The organism is Clostridium sp. 1001271B_151109_B4, from assembly GCF_015670405.1.
Taxonomy (GTDB): domain Bacteria; phylum Bacillota; class Clostridia; order Clostridiales; family Clostridiaceae; genus Clostridium.
This window is the reverse complement of record NZ_JADPBQ010000004.1, coordinates 94,354-114,985: the sequence shown is the minus strand read 5'-3', so window position 1 is coordinate 114,985 and position 20,632 is coordinate 94,354. Positions and strand designations below refer to the sequence as shown.

Genomic DNA, 20,632 nt, shown 5'->3' with positions numbered 1-20,632 from the left:
TAATAAATGGAGGTAACATATGAAGAGTGTAGGAGTTTTTGATATATTAGGACCTATAATGGTTGGTCCATCTTCTTCTCATACAGCAGGAGCAGCAAGATTAGGAAAAGTAGCTAGAGCTGTTGCAGGAGCAGATATTGAAGAAGTAACATTTTATTTACATGGTTCATTTGCTAAGACATATAAGGGGCATGGAACTGATAGGGCATTAGTAGCTGGAATTTTAGGAATGGAACCAAGTGATTTAAGACTTAGGGATTCTTTAGATATAGCTAAGGAAATGGGACTTAAAATAAATTTTAAGGAAGCTGATTTAGGAGATGTGCATCCAAATACAGTTGAATTTGTTATAAAGGGAAAAGAAGGAAGTTATGAGTTAATTGGGTCTTCAATCGGTGGAGGAAGTATAGAAGTTACATCGGTTAATGGAAATTCAGTTAATTTTACAGGTGCTTATCCAACGATCATCATTTCTAATAGGGATGTTCCAGGAGTAGTATCTAAGGTAACGTCAATACTTTATGATAATGATATAAATATTGCTTTCATGAAAGTTTTTAGAAATCAAAAAGGTAAGGATGCAACAATGGTATTTGAAGTTGATCATGAAGTTACAGCTGAAATTATAGGAAATGTTAAAGCAATAGAGGGTATAAATAAAGTAATAATGATTAATCCAATCAAGGACGGTGAATAATATGCTAGCAAGATCAGGTGAAGAATTATTAAAGATTTGTGAAGAAGAAAATATATCATTAAGTGAATATGCTATAAGAAGAGAAATGAGTGATAAAGAGCTATCTAGGGAAGAAGTTTATGAAAAGATGGCTAAAAACCTTAAGGTTATGAAAGATGGAGCTACAGAGGGAAGAGAAAAAAAAGTTAATTCTTTAAGCGGACTTATTGGTGGAGATGGATATAGAATTCAAAAATATTTAGAAAAAGGGAATACATTAACTGGAGATGTTACAGTAAAAGCAATGGCAATGGCATTATCTTCATCAGAAGTAAATGCAGCAATGGGAAGAATAGTAGCATGCCCAACTGCCGGATCATGTGGAATTTTACCAGCAGTAATTTTATCAGCAGGAGAAAAGCTTGGTAAAACTGATGAAGAGCTTATAGATGCTTTATTTGCATCAGCAGCTGTAGGAATGATAATAGGAATGAATGCTACACTTTCAGGTGCAGAAGGTGGTTGCCAAGCTGAATGTGGTTCGGCAGCAGCTATGGGAGCAGCAGCTGTAGTAGAAATGATGGGTGGAACACCTAAAATGAGCTTAGATGCAGCAGCTATAGTTATTAAGAATGTTTTAGGATTAGTTTGCGATCCAGTTGCAGGTTTAGTTGAAATTCCTTGTGCAAAGAGAAATGCAGCAGGTGCAATAAGTGCACTTTGTACAGCTGATATGGTTATGGCAGGAGTAGGAAGCAAAATACCATTTGACGACACAGTTTCAGCTATGTATAAGGTAGGGAAGAGTCTTCCATCAGCGCTAAGAGAAACAGCAATGGGTGGAGTTGCAGTAACAAAAGCAGGCCTTGAACTTCGTAAAAAAGTATTCGGCGAAGAATAGAACTATTGTATGGTAGTTTAGCTACCATGGGTAATAACGGAAAAAAGAAATATTAACCAATAAAGATTAAATTGGGGTTAATGCCGTGCGTGTGGTAATAAAGAAAAAATAAATGGAGTATCGTAAGGAAAATTATATTAATTCCTGAAGATACTCTATTTGTTTTTTCGCCTTACTATCATGCACAAAGTAGATTTTGTCGAATAAGATATTATTAGGCAAAATGCACTATGGATAATAAAGTGAGGAAAAGTTTATGAGGCTTAGTGGAGAGTCTATTAATTATGTTTTAGACCTGCAAAAGAAAAAACTGCCTCGTGTATATTGTTGTTCTAGTATTGAGAGATTAAATGACTTAAGTAGAGGAATTATATACTACAATGGAAAGGTAAAATCTAAATTTGATGGAAGTAATGATGAGAGTAATTCCATAAGCACATTACTAATTTTTTTAGATGAAATAAGAGATGAAAATATTATGGACATAGAAAAAAAATTAATGTCTATAAGCAAAAAAGAGGTAGTATTATTAGAGGCCAAAGGAATAGATGTAATAATACACAAAAGAAATTTAGCATTTAGTTTAATTAATAGATATAATATTAATGTGATTAAGGGAACTGAGGAAGAAATAAATGCATTAATATCACTTGAAAATAAGGAAGAAGATATTAACTTTAATTATAGAGGATTTGCCAAAAGGAATAGTTGTGTTTTAATTATTGAAGGTGAAAAATATTATATAACTGATGGATACAGTGAATTTTATATAAAAAATAAAAATGGGTATTTTACTGATGAAGAATTTATAGATAATATTTATACAGGTATGATAGCTAGTAGCATTGGTATATGTAATAATAAAAGTGAAATTGTACAAGCTGTATTAATTTCAACTTTAGCTTTTTATATAGCACAAAAAAATTCAATAGGGTTAATGAAGAAACAGTTTAATAATAGTGAGTATGAAAATAATATTAAATTAATGAATGAATATCTATTAGAAGAAATATTAAAAATAGATGCTGAAAAAATTAAGTTATATGGTGATATAGAATATTATTTTAAAAGATGAAATAAAATAAAAAGAGCACAAAAGTGCTCTTTTTATATTAAAAGGAATTAAGCTTTGTTTATTGATCCGAATAATTCCATTTTTTCTTTAACTGTAGCTTTGATAGCTTCGAATCCAGGATTTAATAATTTTCTTGGGTCAAATCCTTTTCCTTCTAAGTCTTTTCCAGCTTCGATGTAAGCTCTTGTAGCTTCTTGGAATGATAATTGACATTCAGTGTTAACGTTGATCTTAGAAACTCCTAAAGATATAGCTTTCTTGATCATATCTTCTGGAATTCCAGTTCCACCGTGTAATACTAATGGCATGTTTCCACAAGCAGCATTGATTTCTTCTAAAGCGTCGAAAGCAAGTCCTTGCCAGTTTGCTGGGTATTTTCCGTGAATGTTTCCGATACCAGCAGCTAACATAGTAACTCCTAAATCAGCGATTGATTTACATTCTTGAGCATCAGCAACTTCACCTTTACCAACAACTCCATCTTCTTCTCCACCGATTGATCCAACTTCTGCTTCTAAAGATAATCCTTTTTCTGCAGTAGCTTTAACTAATTCAGTAGTCTTTTCAATGTTTTCAGCGATTGGATAGTGAGATCCATCAAACATAACTGATGAGAATCCAGCATTCATAGCAGCATAACATCCTTCGTAGCTACCGTGATCTAAGTGTAGAGCAACTGGTACAGTGATGTTTAATTCTTCTAACATACCGTTAACCATTCCAACGATAGTCTTGTATCCACACATATATTTTCCAGCACCTTCAGATACTCCTAAGATTACTGGTGAGTTATTTTCTTGAGCAGTTAATAGAATAGCTTTTGTCCATTCTAAGTTGTTGATGTTGAATTGACCAACAGCATATTTTCCTTCTCTTGCTTTGTTTAACATTTCTTTAGCTGAAACTAACATGGCAATACCTCCGTATATTTCAATTTATTTTATAAGAGAAATAAAATAACATTCAGTGTTATAAAATTAACAAATATGTATATCAATTTATTCTCCATTGGTTATTATACCCCAAATTTATAAGAATGAAAACAAAAAAATGCTATAATATGCAGAAGGAAATGAAAATAATAGTAAAAAATAGCTGTGAAAAGTTTTAAGAATTGATGTAAAATAGTAAAAGAAAAAATTAATTTACATTAAGAAGGAGAAGAGAAAATGTTAGTTGACTTACATATACATACATATTATTCAGATGGAACAATGTCTCCTAAAGAAGTTGTAGAAGAAGCTAAAAAGAAGAATTTGGGCATTATAGCAATAACAGACCATGATGTATTAGATTCTTATGAAGAGTTAAAAAAAGAAGCTGAAAAAGCCGGAATTATTGCTATAAGAGGAGTAGAGATAGATGCAATATTTGAAGGGCATTTAGTTCATTTATTAGCATATAAATTTGAAGATAATGAAAATTTCTTTAAATTAGTTGATAAAGCAAAGGAGCAATTATTAGAAACAAGTATAGAGCTTATTAGAAGAATGGAAAAGGATTATGAAAATATATCATTAGATGATTATAATTCTTATGAATATCAAAGAGAAAAAGGTGGCTGGAAGGGAATACATTATCTTCATGATAGAAAGATTACCCAAGGATTATTTGAAGGCGTGAAATTTTATGGAAAATATGAATGTGGACATGAAAAGTTTACTTTCCCAAGTGTTGAAGAAGTATGTAAAATAACTCATGAAGCCGGTGGATATGTGGTTTTAGCACATCCTTGTAATTATTATAGTAATAAAAGTAAAGAAGAAATATTAGAGAAGTTAGAAGTATTCAAGGAGTTAGGCATTGATGGTGTTGAATGCTATTATCCTGCTAATTCTAACTTGATGACAGAAACATGTGTGGAGTTTTGTGAAAAAAATGATCTGTTGATAACAGCTGGATCAGATTCACATGGAGACTTTGGAGCGGTTAGTAAGGGAATTGAATATTATATAGGTGCAATAAATAAAGATAGTAAAAATTTAAATATAAATAAGCTACTATAACATTAAAAGGTATAGATTAATTTATATATTTATTCATTAAACTTAAAGAACGGATATTTATCTATTTGATAAGCATCCGTTCTTTAAGTTTAATGATTTGGAAGATCTTTTAAAGATAATTTTTTTCATCATTAGGTTTATTAAGTAGATAATATTTTATTATTTCATTATTAGATTGATACTTTAAATATAAATTGGAATAACAATATATTGGGATTTTTAATATTTATAGTTGCATAAGTTGTTTTCTATACAAACTAATATTGCAATCAACTTTTATAGTTAAATTACATAACTTGTAGAGATTAATATACTTATTTTTTTTTATAGGTTCTTCTAAGTGATTATCTATAGAAAAGGTGCTTTTATTTATATCTAATGTAAAATCTTGAAATACAGTATTAGATGAATTAATAGTCTCATCATAAATAGTCAAAGACTTACTTCCGGAAAATGGTACGCACATTATATAATACTTAGACTCACCTGTTATTTCATACTCTTCAATAGAAACATCTTTTAAATATTCTAATTGAGTTTTTAAAAATCCTTCATAATATAATATTGCGTTATTATTATTGCAATGTAAATTAGGTAATAGGCTTTTATTTGTTATAAATAGTTCACTAGTAACCTTCTGTATAGATATAATAGGTGTACTAAACTTTATATCACCATGAAATACTTCGGTAATACTTGTGGAACCTATTAGCACAGGAACTTTAGTTTTAAAATCTGTTGTAGGTTTTTGTATGCTTGGATTTAAATTTTTTATAAAATCATCTTTATTAATTTCACCCTTGGATAATTGAAGTTGATTAAATGTATTATTAATATTTATCTTATAATCCTTTTTATGTAGATTATTATATGTTACTGACCTATTATTAGTATTAGTAGAAGATTTAATAGATTTATTTTTTAAAATAGTTTGATTAGAATTTTTATTGTTACTTATAGAATCATTTTTATCATCATTTATAATATTATCTTTATTATCAATAGTATTTGGAGTATTATCCCCCTTTATAGTTGAATCTTTATCGGTATTTATAGGAGAGGAATTATTCTTGCTTACAGCACCAGATTTATCATCATTTATATTATTATTTTCATTAGAATTAATAGAATTAACTTTATCAATATTTTTAATATAATTAAGATTATCTTTAATAGTATTATTATTAATTAGGGGGTTGTCTTTATTTATAGTAATATCTTTATCAGTGATAGTATTTGTGGTATTATCCTTTTTCATAGTTGAATCTTTATAGGTATCTATAGAAGAAGCATTATTCTTGCTTACAGCACCAGATTTATCATTATTTATATTATTATTTTCATTAGTATTTATAGAATTACTTTTATTAATATAATTATGATTATCTTTAATAGTAGTAATTATAGGGGGGGCTTTACTTATAATATTATCTTCATTAGCAATGGGATTTGTAGTATTATCCTTTTTTATAGTTGAATCTTTATAGGTATCTATAGAAGAAGCATTATTCTTGCTTACAGCACCAGATTTATCATTATTTATATTATTATTTTCATTAGTATTTATAGAATTACTTTTATTAATATAATTATGATTATCTTTAATAGTAGTAATTATAGGGGGGGCTTTACTTATAATATTATCTTCATTAGCAATGGGATTTGTAGTATTATCCTTTTTTATAGTTGAATCTTTATAGGTATCTATAGAAGAAGCATTATTCTTGCTTACAGCACCAGATTTATCATCACTTATAGTATTATTTTCATTAATATAATTATGATTATCTTTAATAGTAGTAATTATAGGGGCGGCTTTACTTATAATATTATCTTCATTAGCAATGGTATTTGTAGTATTATCCTTTTTTATAGTTGAATCTTTATCGGTACATATAGAAGAAGTATTCTTCTTGCTTATAACATCATCTCTTTTATCACTTGTAATAGTATTTTTATTAGTATTCATAGGATCAACTTTATGATTATCTTTAAGAGTATTATCAATGATAGAGGTATCTCTATTTATAGTAATATCTTTATCAGTAATAGTATTTATAGGAGAGTTTTTAAGGCTATTAGAATTCCTTAAAGGCAGATTAGGATAATATATATAGTCTATATTTTTATTATTAATTAAATTTGTATGGTTATATTTATTATTTAAGTATGGTTTCCTTTCATTAATAGGAACAAAAGGAATTGATAAATTCTGATTTTGATTTCTATTATGATATAAACATTGACTATTGTTATCTTTAATTATATAGAGAATTATTAACATAATTAACAAATCTACATTCATATTATCATCCTTTTAGCATTTTATTGTTAATATATGAAAAAAATACAGAGGGTGTTACGCCTCTGTATTAACTTATATTTTTATTCTTAAAGAATTAATTTTTAAATTTTTATAAATTTATAAGTTAAGGTTGAAGTCCGCATCAACAGTTAGATTGAGTTTTAGGAGGTTGAGCTCCACATGGCCCTACATTAGTTGTAGAAGTTACTCCTGTAATAGGTGGTTGAGGAGGAACTGGAACTGTAGCTACTGTAGCTGTTGCAATTCCTAAAACATATAAATCTAAAACTATATCTAATTTAACTTTTTCAGTTAAAGAAGAATATAAGCATCTATCGGATTCATTATTAGAACAGCAAGGATGATTATTTATATCTAATTCTGCTATTCTATATCCAACTAATTCAGAATATGGTCTTTCATTTAAATAGTTAGTTTCGATTTTTAATGTTTCACAAGGTGATGGTGCCATAAAGCCTTTATCACAGCATTTACCACTCATTGTATCACATAAATAATTGAATTCAGATACTTGATCTGTGTTTGGTACTGGATATATAGTTGGAAGTCCAGTAACAGTCATGCAAAGTGTAAATGGTACTTTTTCAGAGATATCAAACCATTGGTTTGGATAAGCTAAGCACATATTAGGGTCCTCAACTCCACTTACAGGTCTTACATATTTAATATCTTTTAGTATATAACCTTCAACTATTAATTCATCACAAATTAATTTAGATTGAGTAATTACAACTTTTTTCTTTATATCCTTTATTTCTGAAAAATTACCAGGAATAAAAATTGTACTCTTGATACAACCTGAAATGACAACTCTTTTTAAGAATCTTGGAACTTTTACAGCATTAGGTCCTAGTGGTGGTACTGGAGTAAGTGTTGAACCAGTAGAGTTAATAACTTCTGTTTCAGTTTCGATTCCACAATCTATAAGATCGTCAATAGAACAGTTTTCAGGTAGAAAATTTGGATCGCATTGGTTACTCATATTAAAAATCCTCCGTATATCAAATTATATTTTTTTGATTATATTTCACTTTGTTTAATTTTATTTAAAATTTACTTTGTTCGTATAATATATTCTATTAAAAAGTAGCAAAAATGTTACCATAAATATGATAATTTGACAAAATGGGGGGGTGCGATTAATTGTATTTGAAATTAATTAATAAGGCAAAATAACAATTACTAGAAACTAGTATAGAAGTTATTAGAAGGTGGGGGAAAACTATGATTATATTTCATTAGATAATTATAATTCTTATGAATATGATAGAAGAAAAAGGGCGATGAAGGGAAAGTAAATAGTACAAAAAAGAAAATGATAAATTTATTGTAGATTTGGCATTAGAATATTTATTTGAAATGGAGGATTCAGATATAGATAAAAAAAGACTATACTTAAGTATAGTCTTTTTGGTGCTGAAGACCGGAATCGAACCGGTACGGTATCGCTACCGCAGGATTTTAAGTCCTGTGCGTCTGCCTGTTCCGCCACTTCAGCAAGCAAGATTATTGTAATATTATTTTATAAATATGTCAACATAAATTTTAAAAATAATAAAAATTATGTTAGTATTAATAAAAAGTGATAGTATTTTAACATATTTAAGAAAGCTGGTGAAATTAAATGAATAAAGTTTTTGAAGTACTTAATAAGTATTATGGATATAACACCTTTAGAAAAGGACAATATGAAATTATAAGCAATATTTTAAGAGGTAGGGATAGTTTTTGTATTTTACCTACAGGTGGAGGAAAGTCTATTTGTTATCAAATACCAGCTTTATTATTTAAGGGTATTACAGTAGTGATTTCACCATTAATTTCTTTGATGAAAGACCAAGTAGATAATTTAAATTCAAATGGTATAAATGCAAGATATATAAATAGTACTCAAAGATTAGAACTAAGTGATGAAATAATAGAACTTTGCAAAAGAGGAGAAGTTAAGCTTCTATACATAGCACCAGAAAAATTAGAAAATGAATTCTTTAAACGAAAATTAAGATCTCTTAATATAAGTCAAATAGCTGTAGATGAAGCTCATTGTGTATCAATGTGGGGTCATGATTTTAGAAAAAGTTATAGTTTAATAGCTGAATTTATAAATAGTTTAAGGGTAAGACCAATAATAACAGCTTTTACTGCAACGGCAACTGAGATAGTAAGAGAAGATGTAATTAAACTTTTAGGATTAAGAAATCCATACATATACGTTGGTAGTTTTGATAGGGAAAATTTAGAGATTAAATTACATATTGAAGAAGATAAGCTTGAGTTAGTAAAAGATATTATAAGAGAAAAGGAAAATGAAGCAGGTATAATTTATTGTGCCACAAGGAAAGAAGTTGATGGACTATATTATTACTTAAAAGATTTAGGTTATAATGTATTAAAATATCATGGTGGGTTAAAAGATAGTGAAAAGGAGTATTACCAAGATGAATTTTTAAATGAAAATTCAAATGTAATGATAGCAACGAATGCTTTTGGAATGGGAATAGATAAATCTAATGTAAGATATATAATTCATTTTACAATTCCTAAAAATATTGAAAGCTACTATCAAGAAATAGGAAGAGCAGGAAGAGACGGATTAACAGCGGAATGTCACTTGTTATTTAATAGAGCAGATATAAGAACTTTAGAATATTTGATTCATACAACAGTACAAATAAATAGAAAAGAAATTGAAATTAAAAAGTTGCAAAAAATGATAGATTTTTGTGAAAGCAAGGATTGTTTAAGAAGTTTCATATTGAAGTATTTTGGTGAAGAAAATATTAGAGAGTATTGTACGAACTGTAGTAACTGCTTAAATAATGATGAACTTAGAGATTATACAATAGAAGCGCAAAAAATATTATCTTGCGTGTATAGAACAAAAGAAAGATATGGAATTTCAGTTTTAATAGATATTCTTCGTGGAATGGTTGGACCTAAAATAATAAATGATAAATTAAATGAATTAACTACATATGGAATAATGAAAGATTATAGCAGTAAATTTATAAGGGACTTTATAAAGGAATTAATCGAATATGGATATGTAAATTTGAAAGATGGAACTTATTCAATGCTTAAATTAAATGAGAATTCATATAAAGTTTTAAAGTCTCAATTGAAGGTAATGTTAAAATTAACATTTGAAAATGAAGAAAAGGTAATTAATAGTGAATTATTTAATATGTTAAGGTCTTGGAGAAGAGAAATGGCTATTAAAGAAGGGGTAAAACCATATATTATTTTTTCAGATGCAACTTTAATTGAATTATGTAATAAAAATCCTAAAAGTGAAGATGAACTTTTAGATATAAGAGGAATGGGTCAAAAGAAGTTTGAAAAGTATGGGAAAGCTTTGTTAAGTTTGCTAAATAAATAATTGATAAAAAGTGTAAAAGCTTGTGTAAATAATGAAAAATTTACATGAGCTTTTATTTATTATGTAAGATAAATAAAAATAATAAAATTCATTAAATTTAATAATAATTATGAAATTAAAACATATAAAATATAGAGAAGTGTAAATTTTAAAAAATAGGAATATAACTATTTGAATCAATAATATATTAAATTAAGGGGAGGGATGAGTTTATGGACTTCAAGGACTTTATAATTACAGATAGAGAAAATAGAAATAGTGAAAAATTCGAAGGAACATTTTTAGATTACTTAGAGATAGTAAAGAAAAACCCGGATGTGGCAAAGCTTTCTCATAAGAGATTATATGATTTTATTATGAGCAAAGGTGTTGAGGTATTAAAAGCAGATGAAAACCCAAGAGTAAGAAAGATATATGGTAATGAAGCTATTAGGAAATATGGATATTTCAAGGATGATTTTTTTGGAATAGACAAAGTTATAATGAAAATAGTGAATTACTTAAATTCTGCATCTATGAAGGGTGAAGAAGCAAGACAAGTTTTATACTTAGTAGGACCAGTTGGCGCAGGTAAATCTTCATTAGTTGAAGCACTAAAGAGTGCATTAGTTCATTGTGAACCTATATATTCAATTAAAGGTTGCCCTATGCATGAAGAACCTTTACACTTAGTTCCAAATCATTTAAGGGATGAATTTAATAAAATGTTAGGCACACAAATAGAAGGTGATTTATGCCCAGTTTGTAAGTATAGATTACTTCATGAGTTTAATGGTGAATATGAAAATTTCCCAGTTGAGAGAAAGGGATTTTCTATAAGATCAAGAAAAGGAATTGGTGTTGTTCCACCAGTTGATCCAAATAACCAAGATACATCAATATTAACTGGTTCTGTTGATATTTCAAAGATGGATATGTATCCAGAAGATGATCCAAGAATATTCTCATTAAATGGTGCATTTAATGTTGGTAATAGAGGTTTAGTAGAATTTATAGAAGTATTTAAAAATGATGTTGAGTATTTGCATACAATAATAACTGCTACACAAGAAAAATCTATACCATCACCAGGTAAAGGTTCAATGATTTATTTTGATGGTCTTATAATAGCTCACTCAAATGAAGCTGAATGGAATAAATTTAAATCAGACCATACAAATGAAGCAATCTTAGACAGAATTGTTAAGGTAGAAGTACCTTATTGTTTAGAACTTGAAGAAGAAATAAAAATTTATGAAAAGATTTTAAAGAAGAGTAACTTTAGTGCACATATTGCACCTCATACTATCGAAGTTGCAGCTATGTTTGCAATACTTTCTAGATTAACACCATCAGCTAAAGTTGATCCTATGACTAAGCTTAAGATTTATAATGGTGAGGATTTAGTTGAAAAGGGAACAACTAAGAAGATCGATATTATTGAGCTTAGAGAAGAGGCTGGCCCTTATGAAGGAATGAAGGGAATTAGTACAAGATTTATTATTAAGGCAATTGATAATGCTCTTTCTAATTCAGAGTTTAATTGTATTAATCCTTTAAGCATAATGGAAAGTATTATTAAGTCAGTTAAAGATATGGATATTCCATCTGATGATAAGAAGAAGTATTTAGGCTTTATTCAAGATACAATACGTAAAGAGTATAACAAGATACTTGAAAAAGAAATTACAAAGGCATTCATCCATTCATTCAGAGAACAAGCTGAAAGTTTATTCAATAATTATATAGATAATGCAGAGGCATTTGTAAATAAGACTAGAATAAAAGATGAACAAACTGGCGAAGAATTAAATCCAGATGAAGAGTTTATGAGAAATATAGAAGAACAAATAGGCGTATCTGAAGCATCAAGTAAAGGCTTTAGAGCAGATGTTACTTCTTATATGTTCTACTTAGTAAGAAATGGAGCTAAGATTGATTATAAGTCTTATGAACCATTAAAAGAAGCTATAGAAAAGAAGCTTATAGCATCAGTTAGAGATTTATCTAGAATTATTACTAAGTCAAGAGTTAGAGATAAAGAACAAACAGAAAAATACAACGCAATGGTTGAAGAAATGAAAAGGAATGGATATTGCCAACACTGCTGTGATGTAATTCTTAAGTATGCAGCAAACAACTTGTGGAAGGATTGATAAGGATGGCTATATTTAGAGATAATACAACAAATCCTGTTGAGCATGATAGAAGTATAGAAGATAGAAGAAGACATAGGCAGTTGGTAGAGAAATCCATTAAAGAAAACTTAGGAGATATACTCTCAGAAGAAAGCATAGTAGGTGAAACTAAAAATAAAAAATTTAAAATTCCTATTAGAGGAATAAAGGAATATCAATTTGTATTTGGTAGCAACAATAAAGGTGTTGCTACCGGTACTGGTGAGGAAAAACGTGGAGATAAATTAGGCTCAGCTGAGTCTAGTGGTAAAAAAGGAAATAAAGGTGCAGGTAACTCTGAAGGTGATGATGTATATGAAACAGAAATTACGTTAGAAGAATTGATGGATTATATAGTTGAAGATTTGGATTTGCCTAATTTAGATAAAAAGAAATATTCAGAAATTATTAGTGAAAGTGCAAGTAGAAAAAGAGGATATCAAAAGCATGGAATTAATCCAAGGCTTGCAAAGAAGAAGACTGTTATGGCCAAGACTGCACGTAAGCAGGGGAAGGTAAGGGCTTTAAGGGAGGCTGGATTAGATACTGAATTAGAAAGATTTCCATTTAGGGAAGATGATATTAGATATTATAGGGTAAAAACGAAGCCTAAGAAGGAAAGCAATGCTGTTATGCTCTTTATAATGGACGTATCAGGTTCAATGGATAGTACTAAAAAGTATTTAGCAAGATCATTTTTCTTTGTTTTATCAACTTTCATAAAAAGAAAATATAATAATATTGCTTTTGAATTTATTTCTCATACAACAGTTGCAAAAGAAGTTAACGAATATGAATTTTTCCATAAGGCAGAGTCAGGAGGAACATATATATCAAGTGGTTTAAATTTAGCGTTAAAACTTATTGAAGAAAAATATTCACCAGAAGTATGGAATATATATCCTATATACGCTAGTGATGGAGATAACTGGTCTGAGGATAATGAAAAAGCAATTCAATCAGTCAAAAAACTTTGTGAAGTAAGTAATATGTTTGGTTATGCTGAACTTTTACCATCAACTTATTCAACAACAATGTATTATAGATTCAATAAGGAAATAGTAGATAAGAAATTTGTATCTGTTATTGTAAAGGAAAAAAAGAATTTATGGGATGCTCTTAAGTTGATGCTTAGCAAGGAGTTAAGGGAGGATGAATAATGGAGTACACATTAAAGGATTTAGAAGAATGGAATGTGAAAATTGAAAAGAAAGCTACAGAATTTGGGCTTGATTATTATCCTCAGGAGTTTGAAATAGTTGGGTTTAATGAAATGTTAGCTTATGAAGCATATGTTGGAATGCCTTCAAAGTATCCACATTGGAGTTATGGTAAGGCATATGAAAAGAGTAAAACATTATATTCATTAAATTTAACTGGATTACCTTATGAAATGGTTATAAATTCAAATCCATCCTTAGCATATTTAATGAATGAGAATACATTATTATTGCAGATATTAACTATGGCTCATGTTTATGGCCATAATGATTTCTTTAAGAATAATAGACTGTTTAGAGAAGGAACTAAGGCTTATTATACTTTAGAGATGTTTAAATTAGATGCTGATATAATAAGAGGATATATTAACGATCCAAGTATAGGATATGCTAAGGTAGAAAAAATACTTGATGCTGCTCATGCGCTTAGATATCAAATTCCAAGGGTGGTTGGACTTAAGGATTTAAGCGATGAGGAGATAAAATCAAATTTAATAGAAGAATATAATAGAAAAATTGAGAATAGAGATGTTTTAAGTGAGGATGAGGAAATAAAGATACCAGATTTAAGTAAGACTCCAATTGAGCCTTGTGATGATGTTATTGGATTTATTATTAAATATGGGGCTTTAGAAGAATGGGAGAGGTCAGTTCTTAAAATAGTCAGAAGGGAAACACAATACTTTATTCCACAAATAGAAACTAAAATAATGAATGAAGGTTGGGCCAGCTATTGTCATTATAATATTTTAAAAAGCTTAGAATTGCCTCAAAGTTTACATTTTGAGTTTATAAAACGTCATAATGATGTAATTGCTCCAGCGTTAGGTGGATTAAATCCGTATTATGTTGGATTTAAGGTGTTTGAGGATATAGAGAAGAGGTATGGAAGAGATAAGATTTTTGAAGTTAGATATATTGAAAGAGATAATTCATTCTTACGTAAGTACTTAACACAAGAATTATGTGAGGAATTAGGTTTATTTCAATATGCTAAAAAGAGCTTTGAATTTGTTGTTGATGAAGTATCTGATGAACAAGGATGGAAGAGTATTAGGGATACTATGTCTGATTCATGCGGAGTTGGCTCTATACCTTATATAAGAATAACTGACTTAAATAAGAGAGATGGAACTTTAACATTAGAGCATGTTTTCGATGGAAGAGAGTTAGAGTTACTTTATGCTAAAGAAACAATTAAATATTTATTTGATCTTTGGGGACATAAAGTAATATTGACTACTAAGACTAAAGAAGGTAGAAGTGTAGAAATAGTATGCGATAATGATAGAAGGGTTACAGTAAATTAAAAAAAGTGTTAAAAATGATGGATTAATGATGATAAGTAAGAATTACTATCAGATTTAATTCATCATTTTTGTATGTTTTGAATAGTTTAGTATAAGGAATATTTTTAAGGAGAAAATCATGGACTTAAAGGGAAGTAAAACTGAAAAAAACTTATATAGAGCATTTGCTGGAGAAAGTAGGGCTAGAAATAAATATACTTTATATGCTGAAAAAGCAAGGCAAGAAGGATATCAATGGGTAGGAAGTATTTTTGATTTAACAGCTTTAAATGAATTAGCACATGCTAGAAGAGTATATAAAGAGTATTTAAAGTTAGTTTGTAATACAAAAGAAAATTTAGTTGATGCTATATGTGGTGAAACAGATGAGTTTAAAGATATTTATGCTAAATTTGAACAAGAAGCAAGAGAAGAAGGTTTTGTAGATATCGCTAATTTTTTTAAGGAGTTAAGAGAAGTTGAGGAAGAGCATGCAAAAAGATTTAAAGCTTTGTATGATAAATTAGATGATGGAACAATGTTTGCTGGACCAAGGGAATCAAAATGGGTTTGTATGAATTGTGGGTATATACATGAAGGAAGTGAAGCTCCGGAGAAATGTCCATTATGTGGATATCCTAGAGCATATTTTAAACCTTATTGTGAAATAGAGGATTTATAAGAGGAGGATTAAAATGTTTATATCAATACCTAAAGAGTTTTTTGTTCCAGTAGTATTTAGTGATAGTTTTATACTAAATAAAGAAACTAATCACTTGGAATTTGATACAAATTTATATAGAGAAAGTACAGGCAAAACAAAAAGTGAAAGTATAAGTAAAACTTTAGAAAATAGTAAATCTGCAAATGAGAAACAAGATATATTACAAGTGGAAATGAGTAATGTTAAATGTGGAAAGAGTGAAGAAGAGGCTAAAACTGCTGAAAAAAAAGATAATACAATTTATATGTCATTAAAAAAAGATGAAGATGAATATAAAAAGTGTGAGGAAATTGAGCAAATATTTACAGAGATAGATGAAGAATTTATAGGTAATATAGTTATTAAAGGGTGCGAAGATAAGTAAGTTGAATTTTTAGTTTAAGATGTAGTTTTAACTACATGTTAAAGTTAGAATTCTTTATAGCACAAAGTCGCTTAGTTTAAGGGGTTAGCCGTTATCATCTTCTAGTTAAATTGGTAGACGTATTACAATGGCTAGTTAACAGATAAACTTTATTATTAATTAGTTTATAGATGGAGGTATTACATGAAATACCAACAATTAATGAAAGAGTATTATGGGGATTTAAGTAATTTAAATCAATTATTACAATCTATGGTGAACTCCTATAGATTATTAATTGCTGGAGCAGCTGAGCTAAATAATATTAATGAAGCAAGAAGTAGTTATGTTAAAGTGGCAGTTAAGAGGGCGGATAATTTAGGAAAGATAATAGATCATGTAATAGAATTATTAGATGAATGTGGGGAGAGTTATTTTAAATATATTGCCCTTGTAGGAGATCATATCTTAAAAAATACAGATAGTAGTGTAATTTTAACAGAAGTTGATAATGAGTTACTTTTCCAAGATTCATCTGTAAGGGAAGAATATGAGGCTTTAAAAAAGTATAAAGAAGAGCATCAAAAGGATTTTGAAGATTAAATGTTATGGGCTATAGTTTATTAGAAAACTATAGCCCAATTTTTAATAATTAAAATTTCTTTAGCTTTAAAGTACTTACCATTAAATAAGAACCTAATAACAATAATAAAAATGGAATAAGTGCAGATATATTTTTATTAATAGTAAATAAACAAAATAAAGCTAAGAAGCTTCCTGTAACAGTAATTGGAACACCAGTAAACACTCCATTAAATTCACTTGCATTATATCGAGCTAATCTAAAAGCACCACAGATTGGGAATAATAATAGTGGAATTATTCCAAATATTTTAGAAGGACCTAGTGTATAAAAATCAAATAATAAAAACATTAATATAGATGGTGCTACACCGAAAGAAACTAAATCTGCTAAAGAATCTAGCTCTTTTCCTAAATCACTTGAAACCTGTAAATAACGTGCTATTCTACCATCATATCTATCAACTAAGGCTGCAAGTAATATAAAAATACAAGCAAGCTGATAGTTGCCTTCAAAGGTAGCTAATAGTGATAAAATACCAAATGATAAATTAATAAAAGTAAAGATGTTAGGAATACTGCTTTTTCTCATATAATCACTCCTACGTTAATCTTAACATCAATATTATAGCATAGATTTTATAAAAAATTAACAATACTGGCTTGAAAAGAGAAAAGTAGAGATTAAATGAGATATACCTATATATTTATGGTATAAACAAGTTTTATATATAGTAAACTAAGGTATATTGGGGGGTGGAGAATTTAAAACTATGTGGTATAATTTCTTATATAATTAGGAGGGGTACAATGAAAAAGGTAAAATTAATTTATAATCCGTATTCTGGAGAAAATATTATTTTATCTAAGTTAGATGAAATAATTAATATACATCAACAAGCAGGTATGACTATAGTACCATATAGAATTAGAAGAGAATGTAGTATAGATTCTGCTTTCGACGACATTATACCAAGTGAATATGAATATATTTTAGTTGCTGGTGGAGATGGAACTGTGGATTCAGTTGTAAATGCTATGGCTAGAAAGGGGATTTCATTACCAATAGGTATTTTACCAGTAGGAACAGCAAATGATTTCTCAAAATTTTTAGGAATACCATTTGATGTAGAAGAAGCTTGCAAGCAAATAATAAATTCTAATGTAACTAGTGTAGATTTAGGAAGCATTAATGATAAATATTTTGTTAATGTTGCTAGTACAGGTCTTTTTACTGATGTTTCACAAAAAACTGACGTAAATTTAAAAAATACTATAGGAAAGTTAGCTTATTACTTAAAAGGAATAGAAGAATTACCTAACTTTAGACCACTTAAGGTTAACATAAAATCTGATGAGGTTAATTTTGAAGGTAATATGTATCTTATGTTAGTGTTTAATGGTAAAACAGCAGGAAACTTTAATTTAGCATCTAGGGCAGACGCAACGGATGGTATGCTGGATGTTATAGTATTTAAAGCAGTGCAAATATATGAATTATTACCTCTATTTATTAAGGTGTTAAAAGGTGAACATCTAGATTCAGATAAGGTAATATACTTTAAAACAAAGCACTTACATGTTGAATGTAACGAAGATATAGTTACTGATATTGATGGAGAAAAGGGACCAGATTTTCCACTTGATATAAAATGTATAAAAGGTGGTCTGAAAATTTTAGGTGTTAATATAAAGAATTAAAGAATAAATATAAAATTCAATTAATAATTATAAATAATAGTATTTTTGTAAAGGAGAGAAGATGTGATTGCCTTTATTTATTTATGTATATTGTTATTTATAATTATTTTTTCTTTGTATTTAATATCAATAAGCTCTAAAAGGTGTCCAATAAAAATACAGAGGTTTTATTTTATAACCCTATTTATAATTTTTATTAGGTATGTGTCATTGCTATCATTATGGATAGTACAGCATCAACGAATCATATATATAATTAAGGCGTTAACACAATTAACGTTTATTGGAATGCCATTACTAGCATTAGCGAGTTTTTATATATTTTTAAGAGATCAAAATAGAAAATTTGATTATAATTATAGTTTTATGATTATTTTATTTTTAGCTTATATAGTAATTAATTTATTTTATAAGTTAGATATAAGAGTAGATAACACTTTTGGATTTGTAGTAAGCTATAAAGAGATGTTGGTTCCAAGCCTGATTTACTTAATAATAATGTCATCAATGACTGTTGTGACACTATTATTTTTAGACAAGCCATATAGTAATAAAGGTGGAATGATATTGTTATTGATTTCATTGGCTATAACAGTAGTAGAATTTATATTATTTTTGGGAGGAATAAAGCTTTTTCCTTACCCGGTATTGGGTGAATTTGCAATGATTGGATGTTCATATAAAGCTATAGCAACTTTTAAGAAATAAAATTAAATAATAATCATATAAAGTATTGCCTTTTAGAGGGAGATTAATATAATATTAATATATATAATAATGCCCGAAGAAGGGCTTTTTTATTGCGAATAAAAAGTTATAATTTATGCAAAAAATGGTGGTGAGATTAAATGGAGGGTGTCCCTCAGAGTATTAATTTAAGAAAATTGAATATAAGAAGTAATAGAGGGGAAACACACATTTAATGTTTTAAATCTCCTCTATTAGTTGAGGAGGATTTTTATGCAAAGATTATCAGTGTTTTTGTTTACTAGTATATTAGGAAAGAACATGTATGATGAGTTTGATGATGTGCTAGGAGAATTAAAGGACATTTATGTAACAACAGAGCAAGGTTATCCAAGGGTAATTGGTTATAAAGTCAAAAGGGATGGAGTTACTTTTCACTATGAATTTAGAAGTATAGTTTTTTATAGTGATGATAATAAGGTTAAGATTATGACTAGGGGAAGCAAAGAAATACTACCAAGAACTTATTCGTATTTATTATCAAGAAATTTATTAGATAAGAAAATTGTTGATATTAATGGCAAGCAGGTTGTTAGAGTTGATGACTTAAGAATCGCTGAAATAGCAGGAGAATATAGAGTAATAGCAGTTGAAACTGGACCACTTGCTAAGTTTAGAAGGATGAATTGTCAAGGGTTAGGTAAGTTTCTTTATAAAATCATGAATAAGGATTATGAAGATAAGGTATTAATGTGGGATGATGTTGAGTCATTAGAAATGGTTAATAAAAATCTTCAAATTTCGGTACCGTATAAAAAGTTATCAACATTACATCCAGCTGACTTAGCTGATATATTAGAAAATTTAGATGCAAGCTCTAGAAAGCAAATATTTGAATCATTAGATGAAGATTTAGCAGCTGATACTTTAGAAGAAATTGAGCCAGAATATAAGAGTAGTATCATTAAAGATTTAAGCGAAGCAAAGGCTGTTGAGGTATTAGAAAATATGCCTAATGATGAAATCGCCGATATTTTGGATGAATTAGATGATGAAGAAAGAGAAAAAATATTAGTTAATCTAGAAACCGAGGATGCTGAAGAGGTTAAGGAACTTCTTAAATATGAAGATGAAACAGTTGGAAGTATAATGAGTAAAGATTTCATTTCGTTTAATTTAGATATAACAATTGGTGAAATAATAGATATATTAAGAGAAAGTGATCCAGAAGATGAAGAATTAAATTCAATTTTTATTAAGAATGAGGATGAAAAGGTAATTGGAATCATAGAATTAAAGGACCTTATTTTAAATGCTTCAAATGTTAAAGCTAAAGAAGTAATGAATGAAAATATAAATATACTTAAGCATAATGAGTCTATTAATGAAGCTGTTGAAATAGCATCAAAATATGATTTGATGGCTATTCCAGTTGTTGATAATAGTGAGGTATTAATAGGGGTTGTAAATACTCATGATTTAATAGATGAAGTACTATATCCAATGTGGAAAAAGAAAAATAAGTAAAAAATTTCAAATTATCTGTTGACATTTTTAGGGATAGGCA

At 28.4% G+C, this 20,632-nt stretch carries 18 protein-coding genes and 1 tRNA gene; 14 read left to right on the top strand and 5 right to left on the bottom strand.

What is annotated here, in order from left to right:
- Positions 1-19 precede the first annotated feature (19 nt).
- The 3 genes from sdaAB (at position 20) to I4V63_RS04280 (ending at position 2,652) form a co-directional block, all read left to right on the top strand.
- The gene (gene sdaAB, locus I4V63_RS04290; RefSeq protein ID WP_196000063.1) at positions 20-697 is read left to right on the top strand and encodes an L-serine ammonia-lyase, iron-sulfur-dependent subunit beta; all 678 of its coding nucleotides are present in this window, start codon (positions 20-22) and stop codon (positions 695-697) included.
- A 1-nt stretch (position 698) separates the two neighbouring features.
- The gene (gene sdaAA / locus I4V63_RS04285; protein WP_196000062.1) at positions 699-1,577 is read left to right on the top strand and encodes an L-serine ammonia-lyase, iron-sulfur-dependent, subunit alpha; all 879 of its coding nucleotides are present in this window, start codon (positions 699-701) and stop codon (positions 1,575-1,577) included.
- Positions 1,578-1,833: 256 nt separating this feature from the next.
- Positions 1,834-2,652, top strand: coding sequence for a hydroxyethylthiazole kinase (locus I4V63_RS04280; RefSeq protein ID WP_196000061.1), 819 nt, complete (start codon positions 1,834-1,836; stop codon positions 2,650-2,652).
- Between the two features lie 47 nt (positions 2,653-2,699).
- On the opposite strand, the gene fba is transcribed toward I4V63_RS04280, so the two are convergent.
- Complete coding sequence (gene fba, locus I4V63_RS04275) at positions 2,700-3,563, bottom strand: class II fructose-1,6-bisphosphate aldolase (RefSeq protein ID WP_196000060.1); 864 nt, start codon at positions 3,561-3,563, stop codon at positions 2,700-2,702.
- A 258-nt stretch (positions 3,564-3,821) separates the two neighbouring features.
- On the opposite strand from fba, the gene I4V63_RS04270 reads away from it, so the two are divergent.
- Positions 3,822-4,658: a PHP domain-containing protein gene (locus I4V63_RS04270; protein WP_196000059.1), complete on the top strand. Its 837-nt coding sequence runs from the start codon at positions 3,822-3,824 to the stop codon at positions 4,656-4,658.
- Between the two features lie 226 nt (positions 4,659-4,884).
- Here the strand turns inward: I4V63_RS04270 and I4V63_RS04265 are convergent, their stop codons facing one another.
- The 3 genes from I4V63_RS04265 to I4V63_RS04255 all read right to left on the bottom strand — a co-directional run bounded on the left by I4V63_RS04265 (position 4,885) and on the right by I4V63_RS04255 (position 8,482).
- Positions 4,885-6,963 carry a hypothetical protein gene (locus tag I4V63_RS04265; protein ID WP_196000058.1) on the bottom strand — a complete coding sequence of 693 codons (2,079 nt, stop codon included), beginning with the start codon at positions 6,961-6,963 and terminating at the stop codon, positions 4,885-4,887.
- Positions 6,964-7,105: 142 nt separating this feature from the next.
- Complete coding sequence (locus I4V63_RS04260; protein WP_196000057.1) at positions 7,106-7,966, bottom strand: hypothetical protein; 861 nt, start codon at positions 7,964-7,966, stop codon at positions 7,106-7,108.
- A 429-nt stretch (positions 7,967-8,395) separates the two neighbouring features.
- Positions 8,396-8,482, bottom strand: a tRNA-Leu gene (locus I4V63_RS04255).
- A gap of 126 nt (positions 8,483-8,608) precedes the next feature.
- Here I4V63_RS04255 and recQ point away from each other — a divergent pair.
- From recQ to I4V63_RS04220, 7 genes are all read left to right on the top strand, one after another.
- A complete protein-coding gene (recQ, locus tag I4V63_RS04250) occupies positions 8,609-10,363 on the top strand; it encodes a DNA helicase RecQ (RefSeq protein WP_196000056.1) in 1,755 nt (584 codons plus the stop codon).
- 212 nt (positions 10,364-10,575) lie between these two features.
- The gene (locus I4V63_RS04245; RefSeq protein ID WP_196000055.1) at positions 10,576-12,498 is read left to right on the top strand and encodes a PrkA family serine protein kinase; all 1,923 of its coding nucleotides are present in this window, start codon (positions 10,576-10,578) and stop codon (positions 12,496-12,498) included.
- 5 nt (positions 12,499-12,503) lie between these two features.
- A complete protein-coding gene (gene yhbH / locus I4V63_RS04240; RefSeq protein ID WP_196000054.1) occupies positions 12,504-13,679 on the top strand; it encodes a sporulation protein YhbH in 1,176 nt (391 codons plus the stop codon).
- Positions 13,679-15,049, top strand: a complete 1,371-nt coding sequence (locus I4V63_RS04235) for a SpoVR family protein (protein WP_196000053.1) — start codon at positions 13,679-13,681, stop codon at positions 15,047-15,049. Before yhbH ends, I4V63_RS04235 begins: the two co-directional genes overlap by 1 nt.
- Positions 15,050-15,167: 118 nt before the next feature.
- Positions 15,168-15,710, top strand: a complete 543-nt coding sequence (locus I4V63_RS04230) for a rubrerythrin family protein (protein WP_196000052.1) — start codon at positions 15,168-15,170, stop codon at positions 15,708-15,710.
- A gap of 13 nt (positions 15,711-15,723) precedes the next feature.
- On the top strand, positions 15,724-16,116 hold the full coding sequence (locus tag I4V63_RS04225) for a hypothetical protein (RefSeq protein ID WP_196000051.1): 393 nt from the start codon (positions 15,724-15,726) through the stop codon (positions 16,114-16,116).
- Positions 16,117-16,299: 183 nt separating this feature from the next.
- On the top strand, positions 16,300-16,698 hold the full coding sequence (locus I4V63_RS04220) for a hypothetical protein (protein WP_196000050.1): 399 nt from the start codon (positions 16,300-16,302) through the stop codon (positions 16,696-16,698).
- 49 nt (positions 16,699-16,747) lie between these two features.
- Here the strand turns inward: I4V63_RS04220 and pssA are convergent, their stop codons facing one another.
- Entirely contained in the window at positions 16,748-17,269 is a 522-nt protein-coding gene (gene pssA, locus I4V63_RS04215) for a CDP-diacylglycerol--serine O-phosphatidyltransferase (RefSeq protein ID WP_196000049.1), read from the bottom strand.
- 218 nt (positions 17,270-17,487) lie between these two features.
- Between pssA and I4V63_RS04210 the strand changes: the two genes are divergently transcribed.
- The 3 genes from I4V63_RS04210 to I4V63_RS04200 all read left to right on the top strand — a co-directional run bounded on the left by I4V63_RS04210 (position 17,488) and on the right by I4V63_RS04200 (position 20,592).
- Positions 17,488-18,378, top strand: a complete 891-nt coding sequence (locus tag I4V63_RS04210; protein ID WP_196000048.1) for a YegS/Rv2252/BmrU family lipid kinase — start codon at positions 17,488-17,490, stop codon at positions 18,376-18,378.
- 210 nt (positions 18,379-18,588) lie between these two features.
- Positions 18,589-19,086 (top strand): hypothetical protein, encoded by a 498-nt coding sequence (locus I4V63_RS04205; RefSeq protein WP_196000047.1) that lies wholly within the window; start codon positions 18,589-18,591, stop codon positions 19,084-19,086.
- Between the two features lie 252 nt (positions 19,087-19,338).
- Positions 19,339-20,592, top strand: coding sequence for a CBS domain-containing protein (locus I4V63_RS04200; protein WP_196000046.1), 1,254 nt, complete (start codon positions 19,339-19,341; stop codon positions 20,590-20,592).
- Positions 20,593-20,632: the final 40 nt, after the last annotated feature.